The sequence below is a fragment of the Microbacterium sp. genome (assembly GCF_052099035.1).
In the GTDB taxonomy this organism is placed as follows: domain Bacteria; phylum Actinomycetota; class Actinomycetes; order Actinomycetales; family Microbacteriaceae; genus Microbacterium.
Genome location: NZ_JBQDSX010000042.1, coordinates 1 through 25,806, shown reverse-complemented (window position 1 = coordinate 25,806; position 25,806 = coordinate 1). Strand labels below are relative to the sequence as shown.

Genomic DNA, 25,806 nt, shown 5'->3' with positions numbered 1-25,806 from the left:
ACTGGGTCACCGACCGGAGAATCGAAGCGCCATTCGTGGTGCCGTCACAGAGGAAACTACATATGAATCGTCGTATCGCAGCATTCGCCATCGCCACCGTCGCCGTTCTGGGGCTCACCGGCTGCTCGGGAGCAGCTTCCGATGACACGTCGAACGATGCAGCCGACTCGGCTGACAGCTCGGCTCCCGCTGAGGAGACCAACACCGACCAGTCCGTAGAAGAGGCGTGCGGCATCGTCATCCCCAAGCTGCAGGAAGCCAGCGCCGCGGCGGGCGACATCGACACCACGGGTGCCACCGACCCGCAGACCACCGTCGACCAGTTCAACACGGTCGTCGACGCCTTCGGTGACGCCGCGGACAGCGTCTCCAACGCCGAGGTCAAGGACGCCACCACTGCGGTCTACGAAGACTTCGGCGCGCTGAGCGAGGTGCTCTCGAAGGTCCTGGTCGAGCAGGACATGTCGGCCGCATCCGAGGTGGGCACCATCACCAGCGACATGACGACCTCGGCCACCGCGCTGCAGGAACTCTGCAGCTGACACACCCGATGAGGATGCCCCGGAGTCTTCGGATTTCGGGGCATTCATCGTCTTGACACACCGTTGCCTTTTCGTTATCTGCGAGCCCGTATGATAGTGAGATATGTCACGTTGGACTCACGGGGGGTGAATTCGTGACCGATCTCATCTCAGCACCAGGCGCAGACACGGCGTCGAACACAGCGATTACCGAGCCATTGCCGCCGAACGACGGCACTGCGCCGCTGGAGTGGGCGCCACGCGAGCCCGCACCGAAGAAGCACCGCACCGGCCTCTGGGTCGGAATCGGCGTCGGCGCGCTGCTGATCGCCGCGGGTGCGGCATCGACCATCCTGATCGCTCCGGGCACCACGATCGAGGGAATCCCCGTCGGCGGTCTGACCCCGGGTGCGGCTGCCGACGTCGTGACTGCGCACCTCTCCGAGGTCCAGATCACGCTGGGCGAGGCCGATGGATCGCCGGTCGTCACCGGTGCCGACCTCGGTGCCTCCGTCGATGCCAAGGCGCTCGCCGACACAGCGTTCGCCGATCACCCGATGTGGAACCTCGGCTCGTGGATGTCCGAGCCCATCGCGGCGGGCATCACCCTGGACCCCGAGGTCGCGCATGCCACCCTGCGCTCGCTCGTCCCCTCCAGCTATGAGGATGCCGTCGACGCGAGCGTCGTCTTCGATACCGCATCCAGCACGTACACAACTACTCCCGCTGCCGTCGGCACCGGCATCGACCTGGACGCCCTGACCGTTTCCCTCGTCGAGGCCGTCGGCACGGACACCAACACCGGGAGCTTCTCCGGCGCTCCCGCTGACGCCCCCGCGGCCGTGAGCGACGCGGATGCCGCCGATCTCGCCGGCAACCTGAACACCATGCTCAGCACAGTCGGCTTCTACGTCGGCGAGGAGCGCACTGTTCCGGTGGCTCCGGCCGTCGCGGCGACCTGGATCGACGTCGTCGATGACGACGGCGAGCTGCGGGTCGTGGCCGATGAAGGCGCCATCCAGGCCACCGTCGATACTCTGGCCGCCGCTGTCGATCGCGCTCCTGTCGCTGCGGAGACCATCACGAATGCCAGCGGAGATGTGCTCAGAGAGCTCACCGTCGGCGTGAACGGTCGCGCCCTCGGCGACACCAGCACCGTGGCATCCGACTTCGCGACAAAACTCGAGTCGGGCAATGGTGTCCAGCCGCTGGACGTGACCGAGACTCCGTTCGAGACCGCAGCGCTCGTGCGCGAGATCGACATCAACCTCGCGACGCAGACCGTCTCGGCGATCGAGAACGGCTCCGTCGTCGATTCCTGGTACGTGTCCTCGGGCGCTGGCGAGAACGCTACGCACACCGGCTCATTCCAGATCGGCTGGAAGACCTCCAGCCAGAACATGGGCAACCGCGATCTCACCCAGGCGCCGAACTACTACCAGCCCGACGTCCCCTGGGTCATGTACTTCAACGGTGACGAGGCGTTGCACGGCGTCTACTGGCACAGCAACTGGGGCGTGACGATGAGCCACGGCTGCGTGGGCATGCCGATCGACAAGGCCGAATGGCTCTACGGCTGGTCGCCCGAGGGCGTCACCGTCAACGTTCACTACTGATTCCGCTGATCGACTGAGCGGACGAACGCAGAAGGCCGGATGCTGATGCATCCGGCCTTCCGTGTTTCAGAAATCAGAACCCGTCGATGATCCCGTTCAGCGTCTGCGACGGGCGCATGACCTTCGCGACCTTCTCGACATCCGGACGGTAGTACCCGCCGATATCAGCAGCGGAGCCCTGTGCACCCGCGAGCTCTGCGACGATCTCCTGCTCTTCGGCCGCCAGCTTCTCGGCGATCGGTGCGAAGGCCGCGGCGAGCTCGGCATCCTTCGTCTGCGCGGCGAGCTCCTGCGCCCAGTAAAGGCCCAGGTAGAAGTGGCTGCCACGGTTGTCGATCGTGCCGAGCTTGCGGCCGGGCGAGCGGTCCTCTTCGAGGAAGGTGCCCGTCGCAGCATCCAGCGTCGATGCGAGAACGCGCGCCTTCTCGTTCCCGGTGCGGTCGGCGAAGTGCTCGAGAGATGCGGCGAGCGCGAAGAACTCGCCGAGCGAGTCCCAGCGCAGGTAGTTCTGCTCCACGAGCTGCTGCACGTGCTTCGGAGCCGAGCCGCCGGCGCCCGTCTCGAACAGTCCGCCGCCGGCCAGCAGCGGGACGATCGAGAGCATCTTCGCCGACGTGCCGACCTCGAGGATCGGGAACAGGTCGGTGAGGTAGTCGCGCAGCACGTTTCCGGTCACCGAGATGGTGTCCAGACCGTGACGCATGCGGGCGAGCGTGTAGCGCGTCGCCTCCTCGGGCGGGAGGATCGAGATCTGCGCACCGTCGGTGTCGAGCGTTGCCAGGGCCTGGTGCACCTTGGCGATCAGCTGCGCATCGTGCGCACGGTTCAGGTCGAGCCAGAACACCGCGGGGTCTCCGGTGGCCTGTGCCCGAGAGACCGCGAGACGCACCCAGTCCATGACGGGGATGTGCTTGGTCTGCGTTGCGCGCCAGATGTCGCCGGCGCCGACCTGGTGCTCGATGACGACCGTGCCCTCACCGTCGACGACCTCGACGCGACCGGCCGATGCGATCTCGAAGGTCTTGTCGTGGCTGCCGTACTCTTCAGCGGCCTGAGCCATGAGCCCGACGTTCGGCACGGTGCCGATCGTGGCGGGGTTCAGCGGACCATTCGCGATGACGTCGTCGATCACGGTCTGATAGACGCCGGCGTAGGACGAGTCCGGGATGACGGCGAGCGTGTCGTCTTCGCCGCCGTCGACGCCCCACAGCTTGCCGCCGTTGCGGACGAGCGCCGGCATCGAAGCATCCACGATGACGTCCGAGGGGACGTGCAGGTTCGTGATGCCTTTGTCGGAGTTGGTGTACGACAGACGAGGTCCGCCCGCGATCTTCGCGGCGAACTCGTCGGCGATCTCCTTGCCGCCGTCCAGGCTGGACAGGCCGGCGAGGATCGAGCCGAGACCGTCGTTGGCGCTGAGGCCGGCTGCGGCCAGCTGGCCGCCGAAGCGGTCGAACACCTCGGCGAAGAACGCCTTGACGACGTGGCCGAAGATGATCGGGTCGGAGACCTTCATCATTGTGGCCTTCAGGTGCACCGAGTACAGCACGTCGTCGTTCGCGGCTGCCTCGAGCGTCTCGGCGAGGAATGCGTCGAGAGCGGATGCCGACAGGAACGTCGCGTCGATGATCTCGCGCGGGAGCACCTTGAGGTTGTCCTTGAGGACCGTGACGGTGCCGTCTTCGGCGATGTGACGGATGCTGAGGACGTCGTCGTGTGCGGCGATCCAGCTCTTCTCGTTGTGCTTGAAGTCGTTCTCACTCATGGTGACGACGCGGGTCTTCGAGCCCTCGGGGAACGCCTTGTTCACGTGCGGGTGCTTCTTGGCGTAGTTCTTCACCGCCAGCGGAGCACGGCGATCACTGTTGCCCTCGCGCAGCACCGGGTTTACCGCGGAGCCCTTGATGCGGTCGTAGCGGGCGCGGATGTCCTTCTCGTCGAGCGAGGACGGCTCGTCCGGGAAGCTCGGGATGTCGTAGCCCTGGTCCTGCAGCTCCGCGATCGCCGCCTTCAGCTGCGGAATGGATGCCGAGATGTTCGGCAGCTTGATGATGTTCGCCTCGGGGAGAGTTGCCAGACCGCCCAGTTCTGCGAGCGCGTCGGACACCTCCTGCTCGGCCGACAGCTGCTGCGGGAATGCCGCGAGGATGCGTCCTGCCAGCGAAATGTCGCGAGTCTCGATCTCGATTCCCGCCTTGCCGGCGTAAGCCTGGACGATCGGGAGGAGCGATGCGGTGGCCAGAGCCGGTGCCTCGTCCGTGTACGTGTAGATGATGGCGTCGTCGGTCACCGGGAGATTCTCCGTTCACGAGTCAAATTTGTCTCGATACCAAGATACCTGAGTCGACTTATCCACGTTGGCAGACAACTTTCGACATACCCTTCGCCGGAGAGGTTACCCTGGGCATATGACTGAACTGCGCGTGGTCGAACTGTCCGCTGCGACGATCGTCGCGGTCAACAACCTGTCTCTCAAGCCGGGACAGGAGCAGTACCTTGCGCCCGTCTCGTACGGGATCGCTGCAACCGTCATCAACCCGCAGACGTCATGGCAGCGCGTCGTGCTCGACCGCAATGAGGTCGTCGGGTTCGTGAGCGCCAACTTCGACCCCGAGGCGCCGGAGGAACACTTCCGCTCCGTGCTGTGGCGCATCAACGTCGATGCAGATGATCAGGGTCGCGGCATCGGCCGGTACGCGGTCTCTGCACTGATCGACGAAGCGCGCACACGCGACATGACGCACGTCGATGTCATCTATGAAGCCGGTGACGCCGGCCCCGGTGCGTTCTTCGAGCGTGTCGGCTTCACCCAGGTCGGCGAGACCGAGTACGGCGAGGTCATCGCCTCTATTCAGGTCGCCTCTTAGTACCGGCGGCGGGGCCTCGGATCCCCTCCCCCACCGAGACCCCGTCGCCTTCCCCCTCTCGGAGGCGACTACCATGACGGGTTGACCCTGCGGGTGTTCCGCGGCGGTTCAGGCAGTGCCGCTGTCACCGTCACCGCGCCCGATGGCGTGAGCCGGACCTACACCGCGAATCTCGAGGAGACCACAGAATGACGACCAGCACCGGCTCGCCCGACTACCGGGACTCCGGCCTCGTGTTCCCGCCATCGTTCACATTCGGATCCGCGACCGCGTCGTACCAGATCGAGGGCGCAGCGGCCGAAGACGGCCGCACGCCGTCGATCTGGGACACCTTCAGCAGGACACCGGGCAAGGTGTGGAACGGCGATACCGGAGATGTCGCCTGCGACCACTACCACCGCGTCGACGAGGACCTCGATCTGATGAAGGGCCTCGGGCTGGAGGCGTACCGATTCTCGATCGCCTGGCCGCGGATCCAGCCGACCGTCGGCGGTGAGATCAACCAGGCCGGCATCGACTTCTACTCGCGCCTGGTCGACGGCCTGCTCGATCGCGGCGTCCGCCCGGTGGCGACGCTCTATCACTGGGACCTCCCCCAGTACCTCGAAGACGCCGGCGGCTGGACGTCCCGCGCGACGACCGATGCCTTCGAGCAGTACGCCTCGATCATGGGCACGACCCTCGGCGACCGCGTGCACACCTGGACGACGCTCAACGAGCCGTGGTGCTCCGCATACCTCGGCTACGGTCAGGGCGGACACGCACCGGGACGCACGGAACCCGCGTCCGCGCTGACGGCCGTGCACCATCTGAACCTCGCCCATGGTCGCGCCATCCAGGCACTGCGCGCGACCTCCACCGGCGACCCGGACTACTCGGTCACCCTGAACTTCCACGTGCTGCGCGGACAGGGCGATGGCGCGTCCGAGGCCGTTCGCCGCATCGATGCTCTCGCCAACAGGGCGTTCACCGGCCCGATGCTGCGCGGCGAGTACCCGGCCGATCTGCTGGCCGATACCGCCGAGGTGACCGACTGGTCATTCGTCCAGGACGGCGACCTTGCGACCATCAACCAGCCGATCGACGTGCTCGGCGTCAACTACTACTCGACGGCGACCGTGCGCTTGTGGGACGGCGTCTCCGAGAAGCAGCAGAACGACGGGCACAAGGGCACCTCTGCCGGGACCGCGTGGCCCGGCAGCGACCAGGCAGTGGAATTCGTGGAGCAGCCGGGGCCGTACACGGCGATGGGCTGGAACATCGCCCCCGAAGGGCTGGAAGAGCTGCTCCTCTCGCTGTCGGAGCAGTTCCCCGACCAGGCACTGATGGTGACCGAGAACGGTGCCGCGTTCGAGGACGAGGTCGCCGAAGACGGCAGCGTTCCCGACCCGGAGCGCACCGATTACCTGCGCCGTCACTTCACTGCTGCGCACCGGGCGATGCAGCGCGGAGTGGATCTGCGCGGCTACTTCGTGTGGTCGCTGCTGGACAACTTCGAGTGGGGTTACGGCTACGCCAAACGGTTCGGGATCGTCCGTGTCGACTTCGACACCCTCGAGCGCACAGTCAAGGACTCCGGACGCTGGTACCAGGACCTCGTGCGCACCCGCGCACTTCCCGCGTAGGGCCTACTGCCTAGCGCCTACTGCTCAGGGGTCTCGTCGCGCGGCGGCGGGTTGCGGCGCGCGCTCCATGCTGCGAAAGCGGATGCCGCAGCTCCCGCTGCCTTGTCGATGGCCTCTGCCGAACGGTTGAACAGCGCGTGGGCGGAGTCCTGCCATGCCGGCCCGGCGTCGGGGTCTCGTCCTGCGGCCCGCTCTTTCGCGGTGTGCTCGGCGACGTCGAACGTCCGCTCGAGGTCTGCGACGGCATCCCGGTACGCCGCGAATTCCGCCGTCGTGATTCGGGATTCGGATGCCGGTCGCAGATCGCGGGCCCGTCGTGCAGCGGCGAGGAACGCGGCCATCGCCGGGTCCTTGCCGTTGCTCATCACCGGGTAGGCGATGAGCCTGGCGGGATCGGTCTCGTACTGCATCCAGCGCGCCGTGATCGCGTCATGCGCGCGGTTCAACCGTGCCAGGGGGAACCGCTCCTGCCGGGATGCTGGCGGAATTTCCGCACGTGCCACGTTCACGCGCACTCGACGGGCGCGCACATCGGCGCTGGCAGCCTTCGCCTCGCGCTCGGCCTGCTGCAGCGCGCGGCGTGCACTGGCGACATCAGAACTCGTCGCGCGCGATGCGCTGCGCTCAGCGACGAGCCTGGCGTGCTCTGCGCGCGCAAGCTTCACCGCGCGCTTGCGCTGACCGGCCTCGTGCTGCGCATCGGACAGGTCGTTGCGCGCGGCATCCAGAGCGAGCCTGCGGCCGCTGCTCTTCCTGCTTCTGCGCACCCCGAGAGCAGTGACGGCACCCGCTCCGGCCGCGGCCGGAGCGATCCACCACCATTCGACTGCCAGCATCAGGGGGTCCACCCCTTCATGCTAACGAGCCACAGGCTCCGCGGGCGTGCTGGATCGAGGGTTCTTCACGCTGCTCCAGGCTGCGGCGACGAGCGCGAGCGGTGCGAGAACGCCGAACACCAGCCACTGCACGCCGTATGACAGGTGCGGAAGTCCGTCAGGTGACGGCAAGGCGATCTCACCGAGAGAGCCCGGCTGCGCCGGCATGAGCTCGAGGTAGTACGGGGCGAGCGCCAGCCCGGTAGCATCCGAAAGAGGCCCGGGGTCGATGGAGTACGCGACCAGCTCGCCATCAGCAATTCGCGGCGGGTTGAACTGGGTGGTGGTCTCCGGCGTACGCAACCGCGCGTGGATCGTCGCTTGCCCGGTGGGCGCTGCGACATCCGTCGATGAGCTTCCCTCCGACCCGACACTGCCGCGGTTGACGAGGGTCACCGTCTCGGTGCCGTTCACCTGAAACGGCGTCACGAGCTGATCACCGCTCTGCACGCCGGAGACTCGATTGCGCAGCTGCACCTCGTGATCGTTGAGATAGCGTCCGCGGACGGTGACCTCGCGCCACTCATCATCCGAATCCAGCATCGCGCCGGGCGCCTGCACATCGTCGAGGGAGACGGCAGGCGTGCTGAAGGCATGGTCGATCAGGTCGTTGCGGTGCGCCACAGTGTCGCTCTTGTCCAGCTGCCACGGCGCCATGATCGTGAAACAGCCCGTTGTGAACACCGCGACGAGCACAAGGGCGAGAATCCAGCCCGGGCGCATGAGAACCTTCAGCGCTTGGTGTCGCACTCGCACGTCCCCGTCAGATCGGCATGCGGTAACCGAAGAACTCGTGGTCTTCGTTGTAGCCGCCCTGACCCCAGCCGATGTGATCGAACGACTCCACGAACTCGATGGCGTCGATCCACTTGACCTGCTTGAAGCCCAGCTCGTCCTCGTTGCGCAACCGCAGCGGCGCCCCATGCGTCTCGTTCAGGCGCTCCCCGTTCATCTCGTAGGCGAGGATCGTCATGTCCCGGGACATGTGCTCGATCTTGTGGCAGTCGTAGTAGCGCCCGTACTGCTCCCCCTCCCCGCCGTCGGCGAACGAGTAGAAGACGACGTACTTCGCCTCGGGTGCGGGTTTGACGATCTGGAGGATGTCCGACATCCGGACTCCACCCCATTTGCCCACGGCGGACCAGCCTTGGATGCAGTAGTGCTGGGTGATCTGCTCATGGTGCGGGAGCTCGAGGATCTGATCGAAGGTGAGCGTCGTCGGGTGCTCGACCAGCCCTCCGATGCGGAGCGTGTAATCCTTCCATCCGCCGGCCTGCAGCTGCCGGTACTGCTCCGAGTGCGGGATGGTGCCGTTCGGCCAGAAGTAGGGCGAGATGTCCTTCTCGCTGTATTGAGCCCGGGGCGTCGACCACTCCATGAGGCCCTTGGCCCAGCCGACCATGAATCGGCCGGCACGTGCCACCAGGCGCGGGTACCGCAGGGTGAAGGGGCTCGCGCCGCCCCACAGGGCGCCGATGATCACCATGACGATGATGTAGACGACCAGCGGCACGTACGACTCGGTGTTCACGCCGAGGACGATGTGATTGAGGTTTCCGACGAGACCGGTCATGAACACCATGACTGTGTGCACCACGATGAAGAACACGAACCAGCACATCACGAGGAAGTGCACGGTGCGCGCTACCTGCCGGTTGAATGGTCCCGCTCCCGTGCCGAGCTTCGCCGCGATGGACGGCGCCTGGAGCATTCCCGTGATCGGGGCCAGCGGCGCCGCGATGAAGATCGTGATGAAGTAGGTGAGAATCTGCAGCCCGTTGAAGGTCGTGTAACCCTCGTTCGCGGGGAAGTCGAGCGATCCATACTGGATCGCCGCGGACAGCGCGTTGGGAAAGACGTCCCACGAGGTCGGGATCTACCGCATCCACTCGTTCGTGACGAACAGCAGGATGACGAAGACCAGCCCGTTCACCAGCCAGAGCAGGTCGAAGCCGAAATGCCACCAGCGTGCCAGACCCACCGAGTGTCGGATGCCGGGAATACCGAGCCATTTCGGCAACGCGACCGAGTCGTCCTTGGCGGTCCACACGCGCTCGGGGTTGCTCTGATCCATCCGGTCGGCCGGGATCGGCCCACGCAGACGCAGCCAGTCGCTGCCCGGTCTGCTACTGGAGTTGAGATAGAGCCGCGGGTGGTCGGCAAGAATCTGCAGGCCGGCTCGGATGATGAACAGCATGAAGATCGCATTGAGCAGGTGCTGCCAGCGCAACCATGCGGGGAAACCGGAATCCATCGCGGGCGCATAGCTCGTCGATGTCCCCGGGTAGGTGTCGATGAAGTCCTTCATCCAGTCGTACAGGCGCAGCTGCTGACAGATGGCGACCACCACGAGGAGTCCGACGATCGTGAGACCGATGAACAGCCACGCGGGGCTGTACCAGCGCTTCCCGACCCGAACCTGCGGGAGCTGAGCCTTGTTCTGCACCATTCCGCCGGCGAAACTCTCGACGTCGATGCGTTCGCTCAGCGGTCGCGGCCGAGGAGGCTGTGACCAATTGCTCGAGATCGTCACCCTGCGCCGTCTCAGGCTTGTGCTTGGTCATGTCGTTACTCTCCCGCATGCTGTCTTCACTGGCGTGTCGCCTCGCCGACGATGAACTCGGGACGATCCGCCGTGAGGTAGTCACGCAACCAGTGCTTCAGCGCGTCGTAGCGCGGCCGTGCCGATGGAAGGAGCTCATCGTGCACCGCGAGCCACGCACCGAAAGCCAACGGTCCGTGCAGCTGCGTGTGCCCTGCCCCGACCTCGGCGACGGCGGCCATCCGGCCGATCATCGCCATGAACCCTCGGTCGTGGTAATGGAATGGCGTTCGCGCCTTTCCGTCGAGGTCGGCCGCGATGTTCTTCGCCGCCCACGCGCCAGACTGCATCGCAACCGCGCCCAGCTGCGGCAGCGATGCGCCCGCTCCGTCGGGGATATTGGCTGCATCGCCGAGCGCGTAGACACCGGGTGCGTCGGGAACGGTGAGGTCATCGTTCACGTCGATTCGTCCGCCGCGCCCAGTGGCGACCCTCGCGGAGCCGATGACCGGATGAGCGTGCAACCCGCCGGCCCAGATGACGAGAGGAGCCGCCATCTGCGAATCATCCGAGAGCGTGACCCCGTCCCCGCGCACTTCCTTGACACCCGTTTTGAGGTGCAACCGCACGCCCAGCTTCTCCAGGCGATCATGCGTATAGTTCTGCAACGGTTCGGTGAATGGTCCGAGGACCGTCGGGCCCAGATCGACCAGGTTGACGGTGTAGGCGTCGCGCACCTCAGGCGAGTAGTAGTGCGGGACCACGTTCTGGAGCGTCTCCGCAAGCGCACCGGCCATTTCGACGCCGGTCGGGCCTGCCCCGACCACCACGATGTCGGCAGGCTCCAGCGAGTCCCCGGACGCAGCACGCGCGTCAGCACGGTCGAATTCGGCGATCAACGCCGATCCGAGGCTCGTGGCATCCGCGACCGAGTACAGCGGGTACGTGAACTCATCCGCTCCGGGCGTGCCGAAGAAGTTGACGACGGCACCGGCAGCTGAGAACTGGCGACCTGGTAGAGCAAGGGCTGGAACTGCTGGTAGTTATTACGATCGATCAGCAGTGTGCGGATCTTGTCCTTTCCCAGCCGTCGCGCAGCCGCGACGCCGGCGAACCCCGCCCCGACGATGACGACATCGAACTCAGTTGTAGGTGTAGAAGCCACGACCGGCCGCCTTACCCAGGTATCCCTTGTCGATGTACTCCGTCTTGATGAGCTCTGCGAACTTCTTCATCTCGGGATCGTCGCTGTTCTCGTTCAGCGCGTACGGCGTCATCATGCCGACGATGTCGTAGATCTGGAAGGGGCCCATGGGAGAGCCCGTCGAGATCCGCCAGGTCTTGTCGATGTCCTCGATGCTTGCGATGTCGCGCATGTGCAGCTTCGCGGCGGCCTCGAGGAACGGCACGAGGAGCGAGTTGAGGACGTAGCCGGGCTGCTCCTTGTGGATGTGAATCGGCACCATCCCGATCTGCTCGGCGAACTGGGCTGCCGCATCGAACACCGCCGGGTCGGTCCCCGGGTGCCCCATCACCTCGCAGGTGTTGAAGATCCAGACCTGATTGGCGAAGTGCATCGCTAGGAACTTCTCGGGTCGATCGGTGAACGGCGCGATCTGGCTGGGCAGCAGCGTCGAGGAGTTCGTCGCGAAGATCGTCTTCGCCGGCGCTACCGCGCTGACCGACTTCCACGTGTCCTGTTTGATGTCCAGTCGCTCGGGCACGGCTTCGATGACGAGGTCGGCGTCTTTCACCGCATCTGCAAGATTCGAGCTGGTGCTGATGCGAGCCACGGCCGCATCGAGCTTCTCCGGGGTGGCATCGGGGAGGTCGTGCAGATACGACGGCTTCAGCTGTTCCCACCGCGCCGGGAGTTTCGCGAGAATCTCGTCGCTGATGTCGTATGCCACGACATTCTTTCCAGAATAAGCCGCCTGAAAAATAATCTGCGAACCGAGAACTCCTGTGCCGAGAACGGTGAGATTCTGCATGACTCCTCCATTGATACGAGACCGGATTTGCGCCAACCATACCGAGGAATCTGTGAGCGCGTCAACGAAGTACCCGTTCACGGGGAGGATATTCACCCCTTCACTCACCCGGGGAGTCACCCGTCGGTTGAGCTAGACGAGCGTCTCCTGCCATGCCGCGTGGAGCTGCGCGAACTTTCCCGTACCGCCGATGAGCGCTGCGGGAGCGTCATCCTCGATGATCTCGCCGTGCTCCATCACCAGCACCCGGTCGGCAATCGCCACCGTCGAGAGACGGTGGGCGATGATGATCGCGGTGCGGTCTGAGAGCAGGGTCTGCAGTGCGTCCTGGATGAGCCGCTCCGACGGGATGTCGAGCGATGCCGTGGCCTCGTCGAGGATGAGTACCGCGGGGTCTGCCAGGAATGCCCGCGCGAACGAGATCAGCTGGCGCTGTCCTGCAGACACGCGTCCACCGCGCTTGTTCACATCGGAGTTGTAGCCGTCCGGCAGCGCCGAGATGAACTCATCCGCACCCACCGCCCGCGCGGCTGCCCGGATCTCGTCGAGCGTCGCATCCGGCTTTCCGAGGGCGATGTTGTCGGCGACGGTTCCGCTGAACAGATAGGCCTCCTGCGTGACCATGACGATCGCACGGCGTAGGTCCTTCGGATGCAGCGAACGCAGGTCCACGCCGTCGAGCGTCACGTGCCCGAGTGAGGGGTCGTAGAAGCGCGAGATGAGCTTGGCGAGCGTCGACTTGCCGGCCCCGGTGGTGCCGACGAGCGCGATCGTCTGCCCGGCCGGGATGTCGAGCGAGAAGTTCGGCAGGATCGTCTTCTCCCCCGAATACCCGAACGTCACCTCGTCGAAGTTGATGTGACCGCGCGATTCCCACAGGTCGACAGGGTGCTCCGGGTCCGGAACCGTCGGTACCTCGTCGAGCACGCCGGAGACCTTCTCCAGCGCCGCGGTGGCGGACTGGTACGAGTTCAGGAACATCGCGATCTCCTGCATGGGAGCGAAGAAGTTCCGGACGTACAGCACCGCTGACAGCAGCACGCCGACGGTGAGCGCGCCATCGGCGACGCGGATGCCGCCCCATAGCACGACCAGCCCGAGCGTGATGGCAGCGACCGACATCAGCCCCGGTTCGAACGTCCCGAACAGCAGCATCGAGCGGCGGTTCACGTCGCGGTAGTCTCCGGCGACCTTCTGGAAAGCGACATCGTTGCGCGGTTCCTTGCGGAACGCCTTCACGGCGCGGATGCCGGTCATGGTCTCGACGAACTGCACGATGACCCTGGCGCTGATGACACGCGACTCGCGGAAGATGACCTGTGAACGCGAGTAGAACCAGCGCATCAGCAGCGCGAGGGGGATCCCCGCGAAGAGCAGGATGACGCCGGACTGCCAGTCCCACACCATCAGGGCGATGAAGGTGAAAGCGCCGAACAGCACGCCGGAGACGAGGTTGTTGAGGCCACCGTCAAGCAGCTCACGGATCGAGTCGAGGTCGCTGGTCTGACGCGAGATGATGCGCCCGGACGTGTAGGTCTCATGGAACTCGAGACTCAGCCGCTGCGTGTGCAGGAAGATGCGCTTGCGCAGGTCGATGAGCACGGCCTGGGTGATGCGTGCTGCGACGACGACGTACCACCCGATGAGCGCCGCCGCGGCAGCGCCGGCGAACAGGTAGATGAAGCCCATCAGGAACGTCGGCATCCAGTTGGCGTTTTTGATCACTTGCGGAAGCGCCCAGTCCAGGCCGATGCTGATGAGGATGGGGCCAGCGACCTGCAGTGCGGTCGAGATGACCAGGACGACAGCGGCAACAACGATCTGCGCGCGCAGCGGGGTCACGAGAGATCCGAGCAGTCGCAGCGAGCGCTGGCGGATCGCCCGGCTCTCCTCGCGCGTGTAGGTGGAGCGATCCTCGCCCTGAGTACCGGTGAGTGCCGCGCTCATGCCTGCACCTCCTCTTCTTCGTCGTGCGTATCGATGACGGGGATCGCACCGGTGCGCACTGCTTCCTCAGCCTCAAGACTCGAGATCACATGCCGGTAGTGCGCGCTCGTCTTGAGAAGCTCGGAGTGCGTGCCGACGGCGGTGATGCGCCCGCGCTCGAGCAGGGCGACGCGGTCCGCGAGCGCAACCGTCGAGGGACGGTGCGCGACGATGAGCGCGGTCGTCTCGGCGAGCACGTGACGCAGTGCCTCCTCGACGAGCGCTTCGGTGTCGACGTCCAGTGCGGACAGCGGGTCATCCAGCACGAGCACCTTGGGGTTCGCCGCGACGGCCCGCGCCAGGGCGAGGCGCTGACGCTGTCCACCGGAGAGGCTGAGGCCTTCCTCGCCGATGACGGTCTCCACGCCCTCCGGCAGTTCGTCGACGAAGCCCGCCTGTGCGACCTCGAGCGCTTCGCGCATGACGCGTTCGCCTTCTTCGCTGTGGATGTCGAGTTCTGCGCGCCCGAGCAGCACGTTCTCACGCACGGATGCCGAGAACAGCGTGGCATCCTCGAACGCCATCGCGATGTGCGTGCGCAGTTCGGTCAACGTCAGATCGCGCACATCGACCCCGTCGAGCAGCACACGGCCGCCTGTCACGTCATACAGGCGTGCGGGCAGTGTGGTCAGCGTGGTCTTGCCGCTGCCGGTGAGTCCGACCAACGCCATGGTCTCCCCCGGACGCAGGACGAGATCGATGCCGTCGAGCAGATCACGCTCGACGGACCCGGCATCCTGATACCGGAAGTGGGCGCTTTCGAACGTGAGCTCGCCGCGGGGCTCATCGATCCGCACGGGGTTTCCCGGGTCGGTGATGCTGTTCGTCTCGGAGAAGATGTCGAACACGCGGTCGGTCGCTGTCCGCGCCTCCAGCATGAATGAGAACAGGAAGCCGATCGACTCGATCGGCCAGCGCAGCACGGTCGCCATCGCGAAGAATGCGAACAGCTCCGGCAATTCGATCGCGCCCTGCGAGATCAGCCAGATGCCCGTCATCAGGCTGACACCGAACGCGATCTGCGGCATCAGGTCGAGGAAGAACCACAGGCCGCCGACCGAGCGCGCCTTGCTCATCTCCGTCTCGCGCAGGGTCTCGGCCTGTCCGGAGAAGCGGTTCAGGGCGTGCTTGCCACGGCCGAATGCCTTGAGCACGCGGATGCCGTGCACACTCTCCTCAACGCTGGTGGCCAGGTCACCGGTCTGGTCCTGGCTGCGCCGGGTGAGCACGCCGTAGCGCTTCTCGAACAGGTAGCCGCGAATCCACATCGGGATGCCGGTGACGAGGAAGATCACTCCCAGCAGCCAGTGCCAGCGGAACAGCAGCACCGAGCCGATGATGATCGTGAGGATGTTCACGACGAACAGGATCAGGCCGAAGGAGAGCCAACGGCGGATCAGCCCGATGTCCTGCATCATGCGGCTGAGCAGCTGTCCGGACTGCCAGCGGTCGTGGAACGCGACCGGGAGCCTCTGCAGCTGCGAATACAGCTGGGTGCGCATGCCGTACTCGACCTCGGTGGCGGGCTTCAGGATGAACCAGCGACGCAGCCACACCATCACCGCTTCGCCGAGACCCAGCACGAGCACCGCGAGCGCACCGAGCGTGATGAGGCCGATCTCGCCGGACTCGATCGGGCCGCGGACGATCTGCTCGAGCACGATCGGGATCATCAGACCGAGGACGGCGGCGCCGAGCGCACTGGCTGCACCGCCGACGAATCTCCAGACGACGGGTTTGACGAACGGGGCGAGACGCCAGAGGGCTGCGGGGGTGGACAGCGAAGCGGAAGAGGACAGCGGAGACGGCGAGGAAGACATGACTCTCAGACGAGTTGTGGTGCGAAAGCGAAGATTGTGAGACGGATGCGGCGACGAATCGCGGCATCCGGTGGAGCGGGCGGACTCAGCCGCGCAGGAAGTCCGGGTTCGAGCCAGGAACGGTGATCTGCGCAACGGCGATCGAAATCATGGTGTCCTCCTCAGGCTCGAAGCTTCGCACCGGACGATGCGACAGCCCACCAGACTATGCCCAAGCGACTCCCGAAGACAAGCGCTGATGTCCGTCGATCGACAGACGGGGTCAGCGCGAGCTGAGGGCCCGTTCGCGGGCGAGCAGCGACCTCTTGACATCCAGGCCCCAGGCGAAGCCCCCCAGCGATCCATCCGAACGCAGCACGCGATGGCAGGGCACGAACAGGGCCGGAGCATTGCGCGCGCAGATGGATGCCGCGGCACGCACAGCGCTCGGGCTGCCGAGGGCTGTGGCGAACTCCGCATAGGTCAGCGGCTCCCCCGGGGTGATGCGCCGGAGCGCATCCCATCCGGTGCGCTGCATCTCGGTGCCGAACTGACGCACCGGCACCCCGTCGATGGCAGTGATGTCACCGTCGTAGTACGCCGACACGGCTGAAGCGGCATCCGTCGCGCCCTCGCGGATCTCTGCAGGACGATGCTTCGCCGCCAGACGCGCGACGAGCTCATCGTGATCGCCCGTCCACCCGGAGGCGAGGACCTGCTCGTCGCCCGCATCGGAACGGGAGGCGAGGATCGTGAAGGGACCGTCAGGGGTGCCGATGGTCTGGATGAGAGCGATCATGAGATCTCCTTCGTCGTCTTTGCTCGTGGGGTGCGCACGGGAGCGGCACGCCACAGGTGCGCGGAAAGGTAACTGCGCCACGGAGCCGTCTGCTCGGCCCACGCGGTGAGAGCCCGTGGTTCTGCGGGGATCCCGGCGGCCGCTGCACCCGCACGGATGGCGACGTCGCCGGGTAGGAAGACGTCAGGATCCCCGATCACGCGCATCCGCACGTAGTCCGCGGTCCATGGTCCGATGCCCGGCATCGCGAGAAGCGCTGCGCGCTGCGCGTCGCGGTCGTCTCCGACCGTCAGCGTCAGCGAGCCGTCGGCGAGCCCCGCGGCGGCTCCCGTGATGGCACGGATGCGGGCGGCGGGCCCGCGGAGCACTTCCGCGCCGTGCTCCGCGATCGCCGTCATCGTCGGGAACAGAATGCCGCCGCCTGTCGCCTGCCCTGAGCCTGTCCCGGTCCCTGAGCCGGCCTCGGTCCCAGAGCCTGTCGAAGGGTCCCCGAGCGCCTCGGTCAGCGCGGTGAGCGCGGTGCGAGCTGCGGCGACAGTGATCTGCTGCCCCACCATCGCGCGGATGAGCATCTCATGCGGATCCGCGGCGCCGGGCACTCGGATGCCGGGCACACGGGCGACGAGCGGAGCGAGCAGCGTCTGCTGCGACAGGGCGGCATCGACAGCGGCGGGGTCCGCGTCCAGATCGAAGATGCGACGCGCGGTGGCGACGAGCGGTGCGAGGTCACCGAGGTGGGTGACCCGGACCCGGAGCCGCAACTTGCCGGCATCGCTCTGTCGAATCTCGAACCATGCCGGCCCTCCCGGCATCCGCAGATGCCGCGCGAAGGAGGTCGCGGTACTCGTCTCGACGCCGGGAATGGCGCGTGCCGCCATCCAGGCGAAGATTCCGTGGGCATCCATCGGTTCGCGATAGGGCAGCATCAGGTCGATCTCGCCGAGCACGGGAGCGGGGACCGTCGCGGCACGTCGCCGCGCGCGCAGCTCGGTCGGCGTCAGCCCGAACACCTCGCGGATCGTCTCGTTGCACTGACGGATGCTGGCGAAGCCTGCCGAGAACGCGATGTCCGCGATGGCGAGGTCGGTGCCGACCAGCAGCATCCGGGCGTTATGTGCGCGGTGCGCGCGAGCGAGCGCGAGGGGTCCCGCGCCGAGTTCGGTGCTCAGCAGACGGGTGAGGTGCCGGCTCGAATAGCCGAGGCGTGCGGCGAGGCCGGGGACGCCTTCGCGCTCCACCACGCCGTCGGCGATGAGGCGCATGGCCCGCGCCGCGGCATCCCCGCGCAGGTCCCAGGCCGGTGACCCCGGTGCCGCCTCGGGAAGGCACCGTTTGCACGCGCGGAAACCCGCTTCGTGCGCTGCTGCGCTGGTCGGGTAGAAGCTCACGTTCTGCTGCTTCGGGGTGCGCGCGGGGCACGACGGACGGCAATAGATCCCGGTGGAATGCACGGCTGTGACGAACTGTCCGTCAAAGCGGGTGTCGCGCGCGTCGATCGCGCGGTACCGCTCATCGAAGGTCATCGCCGGGAAGGTCATGCCTCCACTCTGACACGCCGGAAGAGCGCTCGCTCGCGGAAATCGGACATCGCAGTGAGGCTTCAGGAATCCCGAGGGTCGAGGTGGATGCCGGCGATCATGCACCGTGCCGAGCCACCGGCGAGCTCGATGGGAGCGATGTCGAGCGACAGGATCCGGCAGCTGCGTTCGATCGTGGCGCGCTGCGCGGCCGTGAGGGCATCGGCCCCCGTCTGGGAGATCGCGAGGATCCGCTCCCCGTCATGGCCGCGCAGCTCGATGGCGTTGCCGGAGAACGATGCGACCTGCGCCTCGGTGAGCGCGATCACTGTTCGGCCGCTCTCCTCGATGCGGCGGACGATCTGCGCTCGTCGCTCGACGGGGACGATGCTGTCCACGCCGATCAAGGCGATGTCCGTGCCGATGCACATCATGACGTTGGTGTGATAGATCGGAGTTCCGCCCGAGTCGACAGCGTCGAAGACCACCGGTTCGTATCCGAATGCGGTGCAGAAGCGCTCGACGAGGAGAGGGTCGCAGCGCCGGGATCGAACGGCGTATGCGATGCGTGCGACGTGATCGAGCACCATCGCTCCGGTGCCCTCGAGGAAGAGATCGTCCTGCTCGAGACCGGAGTAGTCGATGACCTCCTGCACGCGGTACGACAGCTTCAGGAATTCGATCACGTCGGCTCGGCGCTCGCCGCGCCGATTCGGGGCGTACATCGGGTAGACCGCGACACGGCCACCGGCGTGCGTGGAGAACCAGTTGTTGGGGAAGACGCTGTCAGGGTGCGCATCGCCCTCGTCTTCGAAAAGGTGCACACGGACACCGGCCTGCACAAGACGCTCGGCCGCTCTCGTGCAGGCGTCATACGCGGCACGCGCCACGTCATGCCCCGCCTCACGCTGGAAGGTGTTGTCCGCCGCTGTCTGCGGGTTGGGGCGGAAGCGATGCGGCCGGATGAGAAGCACCGCTCCCGGCGCCTGCGCCGAGATGGCGCTCACGCGCGGGCGCTGACCGAGGCCGCGTCGGCGACGAGCGCGAACAGATCCTTGGGGTCGGCGGGATCGGCGATGAGGTCGACGTCCTGGTAGACATCCGTTCCCTCGATAGCTCCAGCCAGATACCGCAGGGCCGAGAAGTCCTCCAGCGCGAAGCCGACCGAGTCGAACACCGTCACCTGCTCTGCCGAGGTGCGCCCTGCGACCTCGCCCCGCAGCACGCGCCAGAGTTCGGTCACGGGGTGATCAGCATCCAGCTGCTGGATCTCGCCCTCGACACGCGTCTGCGGCGGGTACTCCACGAAGATGTCCGAGCGGTGCAGGATGCGCGGGTCGAGCTCGGTCTTTCCCGGGCAGTCCCCTCCGATCGCGTTCACGTGGACCCCCGCGCCGACCATGTCATCGGTGAGGATGGTGGCGTAGGCCTTGTCTGCGGTGCACGTCGTGATGATCTCCGCACCGCGCACCGCCTCCGCCGCGCTCTCGGCCCGGACGACGTCGAACCCGAGGGGCCGGATGTTGCGTTCGAACGCGTCCATCGCCGCCGGGTCGGTATCCCAGATGCGCAGCCGGTCGATTCCGAGCATCGCTCGAAACGCCAGGGCCTGGAACTCCGACTGGCTCCCCGTGCCGATCATCGCCATCGTGGTCGCCCCTGCGGGAGCGAGTGCCCGTGCCGCCATGGCCGATGTCGCCGCTGTGCGCAGCGCGGTGAGGATGGTCATCTCCGTCCACAGGATCGGATATCCGCTGGCGACGTCCGCGAGCACCCCGAAGGCGGTGACGGTCTGAAGTCCCCGTGCCGGATTGCCCGGATGTCCGTTGACGAATTTGAACGCGTAGGTGGTGGCGTCGCTGATCGGCATCAGCTCGATGACTCCGACGTCCGAATGGTTCGCGACGCGGGCCGACTTGTCGAACTCCGGCCAACGCAGGAAGTCCTCTTCGATCGCTCCCGCGATTGCGGTGATCGCGGACTCCAGCCCGGTCAGTCCGACCCAGCGCTGCATCCCCGGCACATCGACAAAACGGACCATCGGTGTCCCCCTTCTGCTCAGTACTTCCACCGTACGGACGGGGTAGGTGAATTTTCAATCAGCAGCATGGATCATTTGTGTAGTTTGATAGACAGAGTGCTCACTCGTGGCATACGTTTTGCAGCATGAGTGCTCTGGATGACCTGGATCGACGCCTGATCTCGCTGTTGCGCGCCAACGGTCGAGAGCCCGTCATCACTCTCGCCCGTCGCCTGGGCGTCACCCGTGCCACCGTCGACAGCCGGCTGCGCCGACTCACCGACAACGGCACGATCGTCGGCTTCTCGGTGCGCGTACGCGACCCAGCAGAGGCCTCGACCGTACGCGCCCTCATGATGGTCGCCGTCGAGGGGCGCAACACCGACGGCGTGATCCGGAGCCTCCGTGGCATCCCCGAGATCGCCGCTCTGCACACGACGAACGGCCGCTGGGACCTCGTCGCCGAGATCATCTGCGACAGCCTCGCCGCGTTCGATGCGACCCTCGGCACCGTGCGCGGCATCGACGGAATCCGCGACAGCGAGACGAGCATCCTGCTCAGCTCTGCCACCGCCTGATCCGCAGTCGCGCTCCCCTGCCCGTGGGCTCAGCGGAAACGGGCTCAGTGGAAGAAGTGGCGCTCCCCGGTAAAGAACATGGTGACCCCGGCCGCCTTCGCGGCTGCGATGACCTCGTCATCGCGCACCGAGCCGCCGGGCTGGATGATCGTCGAGATTCCCGCGTCGATGAGCACCTGCGGCCCGTCGGCGAACGGGAAGAACGCGTCGGATGCCGCGACCGAACCGGCCGCACGTTCCCCCGCGCGCTCCACCGCGAGACGGCAGGAGTCGACCCGGTTGACCTGGCCCATCCCGACGCCGACCGTGGCGTTGCCCTTGGCGAGGACGATCGCGTTGGACTTCACGGCGCGGCACGCCTTCCACGCGAAGATCATGTTCTCCAGCTCGGAGTCGTCCGGACGCTCACCGCAGGCGAGCTCCCAGTTCTTCGCGACCGAGAGGATGTCGTCGGGGAACCGGTCGGCATCCTGCAGCAGCAGGCCGCCCGAGACGAGACGCACGTCCATGCGCTCCTGCTGCCAGTCATCGGGCAGCTGCAGCAGACGCAGGTTCTTCTTCGCCTTGAACACCTCGAGCGCTGCGGGCTCGAACGCCCGTGCCACGATGACCTCGGTGAAGATGTCCTTGAGGTTCTCGGCCATCTTCAGCGTCACCGTGCCGTTGGTGGCGATGACGCCGCCGTACGCCGAGACCGGGTCGCACTCGTGGGCGCGGAGGTGCGCACTGGCGATCGGGTCGAGGGCGTTCGGAGCCGTGGTCGCGATCCCGCAGGGGTTGGCGTGCTTCACGATCGCGACCGCGGGCAGCACCATGTCGAAGGCAGCGCGCAGCGCAGCATCCGCATCGACGTAGTTGTTGTAGGACATCTCCTTGCCCTGCAGCTGCACGGCCTGTGCGATGCCGTGCTCGCCGACGCGCGTGTAGATCGCACCGCGCTGGTGCGCGTTCTCGCCGTAGCGCAGCGTGGCGAGCCGCTCGGCCTTGATCGTGAGGTGCTCGGGCAGTTCACCGCTGACATCGTTCAGAGTGCCCTCGGAGAACCATGCGGCGACGGCCGCGTCGTAGGCGGCGGTGTGTGCGAACGCGCGGGCAGCAAGCTCACGGCGCTGGGTGAGGTTCGTGCCCCCGCCCTGGATCGACTCGATGATCGCCGAGTAGGACTCGGGCGAGACGACGATCGCGACATTGGCATGATTCTTCGCCGAAGCGCGCACCATGGCGGGGCCGCCGATATCGATCTGCTCGACGACGTCATCGCCGGTAGCACCGGATGCCACGGTCTCCACGAACGGATACAGATTCACGACGACGAGCTCGAACGGCGCGATCTCCAGCTCAGACAGCTGGCGCTCGTGATCCTCGAGGCGCAGGTCGGCGAGCAGACCGCCGTGGATGCTGGGGTGCAGCGTCTTCACGCGACCATCGAGCATCTCGGCGGTTCCGGTCACGGTGGCGACGTCGGTGACGTCGAAACCCGCCTCGCGGATGGTCGCCGCTGTGGAACCGGTCGAGACGATCTCGACACCGCCTTCGGCCAGGGCCGCAGCCAGCACCAGCAGGTCGGTCTTGTCGCTGACGGAGACGAGTGCGCGTCTGATCGGGACGACGTCGCGGTCGCGGTACAGGGACGAATCGTGGCTCGGGCCGGCCATAGATGATCTCCTTCGTGCGGGGGCGTGCGAAATATCGGTCAGGGGGTAAGTGCGAGGTCGCCGGTGGCGATGCGTCGGACGACGTCGATGAGCAGTCGACGCTCGACGGGTTTGATGCGCTCATGGAGCGTGTGCTCGGTATCGTCGGGAAGCATCGGGATGCGTTCCTGGTCGAGGATCGGACCGGAGTCGACGCCGTCGTCGACGACGATGACGCTGGCACCGGTCTGTTCGGCGCCAGCGGCGAGCGCATCGCGGACGCCGTGGGCACCGGGGAATTCCGGCAGGTACGCCGGGTGCGTGTTGATGATGTGCGGAGAGTAGCGCGCGACGAGTGCTGCCGGCAGGAGCCGCATGAGGCCGCTCAGCACGATGAGGTCGGGCTGCCAGACATCGAGCTGACGGCCGAGCTCCTCGCCCCACGCTTCGCGGGTGTCGAAGGATCGGAACGGAACAGTGAAACTCGGGATGCCGAATTCTTCGGCGTGCACGAGCCCTTCGGCGTCGCGATCGGCACCGACGACGACGATCCGCGCAGGAAAGTCCGGGTGGCGTGCGGCTTCGAGCAGGGCGCGGAGATTCGAGCCGGTGCCAGAGATGAGAACGGCGACCGTGAGCACCCGGTCAGTCTAGCGGGGAGCGGACGTGCTGCCGTCCACGGCATCCGTGACCGGTGACACGCCCATCTCGGAGGTCCAGCGGTCGGTGCGCTCCTCGGCCAGCTCGTCGCGATGCCGCGGCGCGAGCAGCATGATCGCTGCGCCGATGAGCACCTCGACGCCGATGGCGAGCGCCGTCCATCCGACGGAGGGTCCCATCTCGGCCATGCGACCGGGACCGATCGACCCTGAGGCCAGAACTGCGGCCACGGCGATGATCCCCGCGGTCAGCAGTGCGATGCCCGCCGTGATCACCGCACGAGGAGCCGCAGCATCCGCGGCATCGCGCCAGACGAGCCGCGAGCGAATCATCCACCCGGCGAAGGCCCCGGCCGCGACCGGAAGCAGCACGACGATCAGCATCCACATCGAGCTGTTCTCCGGAACCAGCCCGAACACAGGCAATCCCGGCACGACTCCCAGCTCGGTGCCCGCGGGTGAGACCGCGGTTCCGGAACCGACCGCGAATCCGGGGCCGGCGACCCAGGCGATGGCCCAGACCAGCATCGTCGGCAGATAGGCGAGATGTCCGAGGGTGAGCACGGCCGCGCCGGTCGCATCGACGTGCGCGGCTTCGAAGAGTGCGACGACCTCCCCTCCGCGCATCGCCACGGAGACCGCGACGGCGAGGGCGGCGATACCGGTCAGCGCAACGGTCACCACAGCGGTCCCGCGGACGATCTCGCCGGGGACCACGCTCCACGGGCCCCACCCGTCGACGCGGTCATGGATGCGATCGATCGCTCCCCCGTCGCCCTCGCGCCAGGCATGGCTCACGGCCCCGCAGAGCACACCGACGAAGAAGACGGAACAGGGAAGCAGGATCGCCAGCCACAGCGGCACCTCGGCGATGCTGCTGCGTGCCGTGAGTGCGACGCCGGTGGAGATCGCGGTGAAGGCGACCGTGCCGGCGACCGTACCGAGCAGCCATGCACCGGAACGCGCTGCGCGGGTGCCCGAGCGCGCCGCGAACAGCAGCGTGAAGACGAGGAACGCCAGCGGCGTCAGCGAAAGAGTGAAATGCGCGGCCTCGGGTGCGATGCCGACGGCCGAAACCACGGCATCCACGATCGTGAGGTCCATCGGCACTCCGTGACCGAACTGCCAGAGTGTACCGGTGACCGGCCACAGCCCGCCCCAGTCCGCCGTCGCACCGAACGCGAGCGTCCACAGCAGTGTGAGCGGAGCAAGCAGCACGGCGAGGCCGACGGCCGCCGCGATGGCAGCGTCGACGGCGGCGAGAATCGCGACGAGGAGGCGTTGCATGACTCATCGAGACTACGACGAGAACCTGTTCGCCTCGCGTGGGCGCGCGCGCCGACGCGGACACGATATCGTTCCCGAGGAGGTTTCCCGATGACAACTGCCCCTTCGTCCGCACCCGACACTGCCCCCGAGCCGACCGCCGAACCTAAGAACGGCCTGGACCGCTTCTTCGAGATCACCAAGCGCGGCTCGACGTTCGGCACCGAGATCCGTGGCGGCATCGTCACCTTCGTCACGATGGCGTACATCGTGATCCTCAACCCGATCATCCTCTCGACCCCCGACGTCGCGGGGAACGTCCTCGACGGCGGTGCTGTCGCCGCGGCCACCGCGCTGACCGCCGGTGTCATGACGCTGCTGTTCGGCATCGTCACGCGTCTGCCGTTCGCCTTCGCCGCTGGCCTCGGCATCAACGCCTTCCTGGCGTTCTCCGTGGTGGGAACGGTGACCTGGCCCGAGGCGATGGCGCTGGTCATGATCAACGGCGCGGTCATCGTGCTGCTGGCGGCCACGGGTCTTCGGAAGATGATCTTCGATGCGGTTCCGGTGCAGCTCAAGCTCGCCATCACGGTCGGCATCGGCCTGTTCATCGCGTTCATCGGCTTCGTCAACGCCGGTTTCGTCACCTCGACGGGCAACCCCTCCCCGCCGATCGACCTCGGCGTGGGCGGCTCTGTCGCCACGATCCCGACGCTCATGTTCGTCATCACGCTGCTCATCGGCGGCGTACTGATGTCGCTGCGCCTCAAGGGGGCGATTCTCATCGCGCTGGTCTCCGGAACCGTGATCTCCGCGATCATCGCCGCGATCTGGCCGGACTCTGGTTTCGTCTTCGACTTCTCCGGCGGGATCGTCGGTGTCCCTGACCTCAGCCTGATCGGGCAGGTCAACTTCGGATTTGACCTCGGTCGCGTCTCCGTCGTCGCTCTCGTGATGATCGTGTTCACCCTGATCTTCTCGAACTTCTTCGATGCGATGGGCACCATGACGGGCCTTGCCGGTGAAGCCGGCCTGTCGGATCGGAAGGGCGACTTCCCGCGCATCAAGTCGGCGCTCGTCGTCGAGGGTGTCGGCGCGCTCGCCGGTGGTGCGACCTCGTCGTCGTCCGCCACGGTGTTCGTGGAGTCCGGCTCGGGTATCGGTGAGGGTGCGCGCACGGGCTTTGCGACCTCGATCACCGGCGTCCTGTTCCTGCTGGCGATGTTCTTCGCACCGCTGACAGGCCTCGTACCCGGCGAGATCGCCGCGGCCGCGCTCGTGCTCGTCGGTGCGCTGATGCTCTCGCAGATCAAGAACATCGACTTCAGCGACTTCCGCGTCCTGCTACCGGTGTTCCTCACCGCGACCGTGATGCCGATGACCTACTCGATCGCCAACGGCATCGGCGCGGGCTTCGTCAGCTGGATCGTCGTCAACGCGCTGTCCGGTCGTGCCAAGACCATCCACCCGCTGCTGTGGATCGTCGGCTTCGGCTTCGTGCTGTTCTTCGC

The 25,806-nt window shown here is 66.4% G+C and carries 23 protein-coding genes; 6 read left to right on the top strand and 17 right to left on the bottom strand.

Annotated features, from left to right (window positions below; all coding sequences use genetic code 11):
* Positions 1–62 precede the first annotated feature (62 nt).
* Together ACTIAO_RS12555 and ACTIAO_RS12550 are read left to right on the top strand one after the other, a co-directional pair.
* Positions 63–542, top strand: coding sequence for a hypothetical protein (locus ACTIAO_RS12555; RefSeq protein ID WP_441906561.1), 480 nt, complete (start codon positions 63–65; stop codon positions 540–542).
* 134 nt (positions 543–676) lie between these two features.
* Positions 677–2,137 carry a L,D-transpeptidase family protein gene (locus ACTIAO_RS12550; protein ID WP_441906560.1) on the top strand — a complete coding sequence of 487 codons (1,461 nt, stop codon included), beginning with the start codon at positions 677–679 and terminating at the stop codon, positions 2,135–2,137.
* Between the two features lie 73 nt (positions 2,138–2,210).
* Here the strand turns inward: ACTIAO_RS12550 and ACTIAO_RS12545 are convergent, their stop codons facing one another.
* Positions 2,211–4,427: an NADP-dependent isocitrate dehydrogenase gene (locus ACTIAO_RS12545; RefSeq protein ID WP_441906559.1), complete on the bottom strand. Its 2,217-nt coding sequence runs from the start codon at positions 4,425–4,427 to the stop codon at positions 2,211–2,213.
* Between the two features lie 118 nt (positions 4,428–4,545).
* Here ACTIAO_RS12545 and ACTIAO_RS12540 point away from each other — a divergent pair, with 118 nt between their 5' ends.
* Together ACTIAO_RS12540 and ACTIAO_RS12535 are read left to right on the top strand one after the other, a co-directional pair.
* Positions 4,546–5,004, top strand: a complete 459-nt coding sequence (locus ACTIAO_RS12540) for a GNAT family N-acetyltransferase (RefSeq protein WP_441906558.1) — start codon at positions 4,546–4,548, stop codon at positions 5,002–5,004.
* A 188-nt stretch (positions 5,005–5,192) separates the two neighbouring features.
* Positions 5,193–6,629 (top strand): GH1 family beta-glucosidase, encoded by a 1,437-nt coding sequence (locus ACTIAO_RS12535; RefSeq protein WP_441906557.1) that lies wholly within the window; start codon positions 5,193–5,195, stop codon positions 6,627–6,629.
* A gap of 17 nt (positions 6,630–6,646) precedes the next feature.
* Here ACTIAO_RS12535 and ACTIAO_RS12530 read toward each other — a convergent pair whose 3' ends face one another.
* From ACTIAO_RS12530 to ACTIAO_RS12470, 13 genes are all read right to left on the bottom strand, one after another.
* Entirely contained in the window at positions 6,647–7,477 is an 831-nt protein-coding gene (locus tag ACTIAO_RS12530) for a hypothetical protein (protein ID WP_441906556.1), read from the bottom strand.
* Between the two features lie 9 nt (positions 7,478–7,486).
* On the bottom strand, positions 7,487–8,227 hold the full coding sequence (locus ACTIAO_RS12525) for an SURF1 family cytochrome oxidase biogenesis protein (protein WP_441906555.1): 741 nt from the start codon (positions 8,225–8,227) through the stop codon (positions 7,487–7,489).
* A gap of 40 nt (positions 8,228–8,267) precedes the next feature.
* Positions 8,268–9,335: a molybdopterin-dependent oxidoreductase gene (locus ACTIAO_RS12520; RefSeq protein ID WP_441906563.1), complete on the bottom strand. Its 1,068-nt coding sequence runs from the start codon at positions 9,333–9,335 to the stop codon at positions 8,268–8,270.
* Positions 9,336–9,380: 45 nt separating this feature from the next.
* Positions 9,381–10,037, bottom strand: coding sequence for a hypothetical protein (locus tag ACTIAO_RS12515; RefSeq protein ID WP_441906554.1), 657 nt, complete (start codon positions 10,035–10,037; stop codon positions 9,381–9,383).
* Between the two features lie 56 nt (positions 10,038–10,093).
* Positions 10,094–10,984, bottom strand: coding sequence for an NAD(P)/FAD-dependent oxidoreductase (locus tag ACTIAO_RS12510; RefSeq protein WP_441906562.1), 891 nt, complete (start codon positions 10,982–10,984; stop codon positions 10,094–10,096).
* Positions 10,942–11,211: an FAD-dependent oxidoreductase gene (locus ACTIAO_RS12505; protein ID WP_441906553.1), complete on the bottom strand. Its 270-nt coding sequence runs from the start codon at positions 11,209–11,211 to the stop codon at positions 10,942–10,944. Before ACTIAO_RS12505 ends, ACTIAO_RS12510 begins: the two co-directional genes overlap by 43 nt.
* Positions 11,189–12,037, bottom strand: a complete 849-nt coding sequence (locus ACTIAO_RS12500; protein WP_441906552.1) for a 3-hydroxyacyl-CoA dehydrogenase — start codon at positions 12,035–12,037, stop codon at positions 11,189–11,191. The genes ACTIAO_RS12505 and ACTIAO_RS12500 overlap by 23 nt, the downstream gene beginning before the upstream one ends.
* 132 nt (positions 12,038–12,169) lie before the next feature.
* Positions 12,170–13,984 carry an ABC transporter ATP-binding protein gene (locus ACTIAO_RS12495; RefSeq protein ID WP_441906551.1) on the bottom strand — a complete coding sequence of 605 codons (1,815 nt, stop codon included), beginning with the start codon at positions 13,982–13,984 and terminating at the stop codon, positions 12,170–12,172.
* The gene (locus ACTIAO_RS12490; protein ID WP_441906550.1) at positions 13,981–15,843 is read right to left on the bottom strand and encodes an ABC transporter ATP-binding protein; all 1,863 of its coding nucleotides are present in this window, start codon (positions 15,841–15,843) and stop codon (positions 13,981–13,983) included. The genes ACTIAO_RS12495 and ACTIAO_RS12490 overlap by 4 nt, the downstream gene beginning before the upstream one ends.
* A 262-nt stretch (positions 15,844–16,105) precedes the next feature.
* Positions 16,106–16,621: a methylated-DNA--[protein]-cysteine S-methyltransferase gene (locus ACTIAO_RS12485; RefSeq protein WP_441906549.1), complete on the bottom strand. Its 516-nt coding sequence runs from the start codon at positions 16,619–16,621 to the stop codon at positions 16,106–16,108.
* The gene (locus ACTIAO_RS12480) at positions 16,618–18,159 is read right to left on the bottom strand and encodes a DNA-3-methyladenine glycosylase 2 family protein (RefSeq protein ID WP_441906548.1); all 1,542 of its coding nucleotides are present in this window, start codon (positions 18,157–18,159) and stop codon (positions 16,618–16,620) included. The genes ACTIAO_RS12485 and ACTIAO_RS12480 overlap by 4 nt, the downstream gene beginning before the upstream one ends.
* Positions 18,160–18,221: 62 nt before the next feature.
* Entirely contained in the window at positions 18,222–19,145 is a 924-nt protein-coding gene (ctlX, locus tag ACTIAO_RS12475; protein WP_441906547.1) for a citrulline utilization hydrolase CtlX, read from the bottom strand.
* Positions 19,142–20,179 carry an ornithine cyclodeaminase gene (locus ACTIAO_RS12470; protein WP_441906546.1) on the bottom strand — a complete coding sequence of 346 codons (1,038 nt, stop codon included), beginning with the start codon at positions 20,177–20,179 and terminating at the stop codon, positions 19,142–19,144. Before ACTIAO_RS12470 ends, ctlX begins: the two co-directional genes overlap by 4 nt.
* Before the next feature lie 125 nt (positions 20,180–20,304).
* Between ACTIAO_RS12470 and ACTIAO_RS12465 the strand changes: the two genes are divergently transcribed.
* Positions 20,305–20,736: an Lrp/AsnC family transcriptional regulator gene (locus tag ACTIAO_RS12465; RefSeq protein WP_441906545.1), complete on the top strand. Its 432-nt coding sequence runs from the start codon at positions 20,305–20,307 to the stop codon at positions 20,734–20,736.
* Between the two features lie 44 nt (positions 20,737–20,780).
* Here ACTIAO_RS12465 and purH read toward each other — a convergent pair whose 3' ends face one another.
* The 3 genes from purH to ACTIAO_RS12450 are packed head-to-tail and all read right to left on the bottom strand — an operon-like array spanning position 20,781 to position 24,316.
* Positions 20,781–22,391, bottom strand: coding sequence for a bifunctional phosphoribosylaminoimidazolecarboxamide formyltransferase/IMP cyclohydrolase (purH, locus tag ACTIAO_RS12460; protein WP_441906544.1), 1,611 nt, complete (start codon positions 22,389–22,391; stop codon positions 20,781–20,783).
* A 38-nt stretch (positions 22,392–22,429) separates the two neighbouring features.
* The gene (gene purN, locus ACTIAO_RS12455; RefSeq protein WP_441906543.1) at positions 22,430–23,011 is read right to left on the bottom strand and encodes a phosphoribosylglycinamide formyltransferase; all 582 of its coding nucleotides are present in this window, start codon (positions 23,009–23,011) and stop codon (positions 22,430–22,432) included.
* Positions 23,012–23,020: 9 nt separating this feature from the next.
* Positions 23,021–24,316: a cell division protein PerM gene (locus ACTIAO_RS12450; protein WP_441906542.1), complete on the bottom strand. Its 1,296-nt coding sequence runs from the start codon at positions 24,314–24,316 to the stop codon at positions 23,021–23,023.
* A 90-nt stretch (positions 24,317–24,406) separates the two neighbouring features.
* Between ACTIAO_RS12450 and ACTIAO_RS12445 the strand changes: the two genes are divergently transcribed.
* Positions 24,407–25,806, top strand: a 1,400-nt coding sequence (locus ACTIAO_RS12445) for an NCS2 family permease (RefSeq protein ID WP_441906541.1), incomplete at its 3' end; no start/stop codon positions are given.

Excerpts from the sequence above, each read along its gene's own strand:
- ACTIAO_RS12555 (WP_441906561.1), top strand. The coding sequence starts at position 63 with ATGAATCGTCGTATCGCAGCATTCGCCATCGCCACCGTCGCCGTTCTG.
- ACTIAO_RS12540 (WP_441906558.1), top strand. The coding sequence starts at position 4,546 with ATGACTGAACTGCGCGTGGTCGAACTGTCCGCTGCGACGATCGTCGCG.
- ACTIAO_RS12535 (WP_441906557.1), top strand. The coding sequence starts at position 5,193 with ATGACGACCAGCACCGGCTCGCCCGACTACCGGGACTCCGGCCTCGTG.
- ACTIAO_RS12525 (WP_441906555.1), bottom strand. The coding sequence starts at position 8,227 with ATGCGCCCGGGCTGGATTCTCGCCCTTGTGCTCGTCGCGGTGTTCACA.
- ACTIAO_RS12500 (WP_441906552.1), bottom strand. The coding sequence starts at position 12,037 with ATGCAGAATCTCACCGTTCTCGGCACAGGAGTTCTCGGTTCGCAGATT.
- ACTIAO_RS12495 (WP_441906551.1), bottom strand. The coding sequence starts at position 13,984 with ATGAGCGCGGCACTCACCGGTACTCAGGGCGAGGATCGCTCCACCTAC.
- ACTIAO_RS12490 (WP_441906550.1), bottom strand. The coding sequence starts at position 15,843 with ATGTCTTCCTCGCCGTCTCCGCTGTCCTCTTCCGCTTCGCTGTCCACC.
- ACTIAO_RS12485 (WP_441906549.1), bottom strand. The coding sequence starts at position 16,621 with ATGATCGCTCTCATCCAGACCATCGGCACCCCTGACGGTCCCTTCACG.
- ACTIAO_RS12480 (WP_441906548.1), bottom strand. The coding sequence starts at position 18,159 with ATGACCTTCCCGGCGATGACCTTCGATGAGCGGTACCGCGCGATCGAC.
- ACTIAO_RS12470 (WP_441906546.1), bottom strand. The coding sequence starts at position 20,179 with ATGGTCCGTTTTGTCGATGTGCCGGGGATGCAGCGCTGGGTCGGACTG.
- ACTIAO_RS12465 (WP_441906545.1), top strand. The coding sequence starts at position 20,305 with ATGAGTGCTCTGGATGACCTGGATCGACGCCTGATCTCGCTGTTGCGC.
- purH (WP_441906544.1), bottom strand. The coding sequence starts at position 22,391 with ATGGCCGGCCCGAGCCACGATTCGTCCCTGTACCGCGACCGCGACGTC.
- ACTIAO_RS12450 (WP_441906542.1), bottom strand. The coding sequence starts at position 24,316 with ATGCAACGCCTCCTCGTCGCGATTCTCGCCGCCGTCGACGCTGCCATC.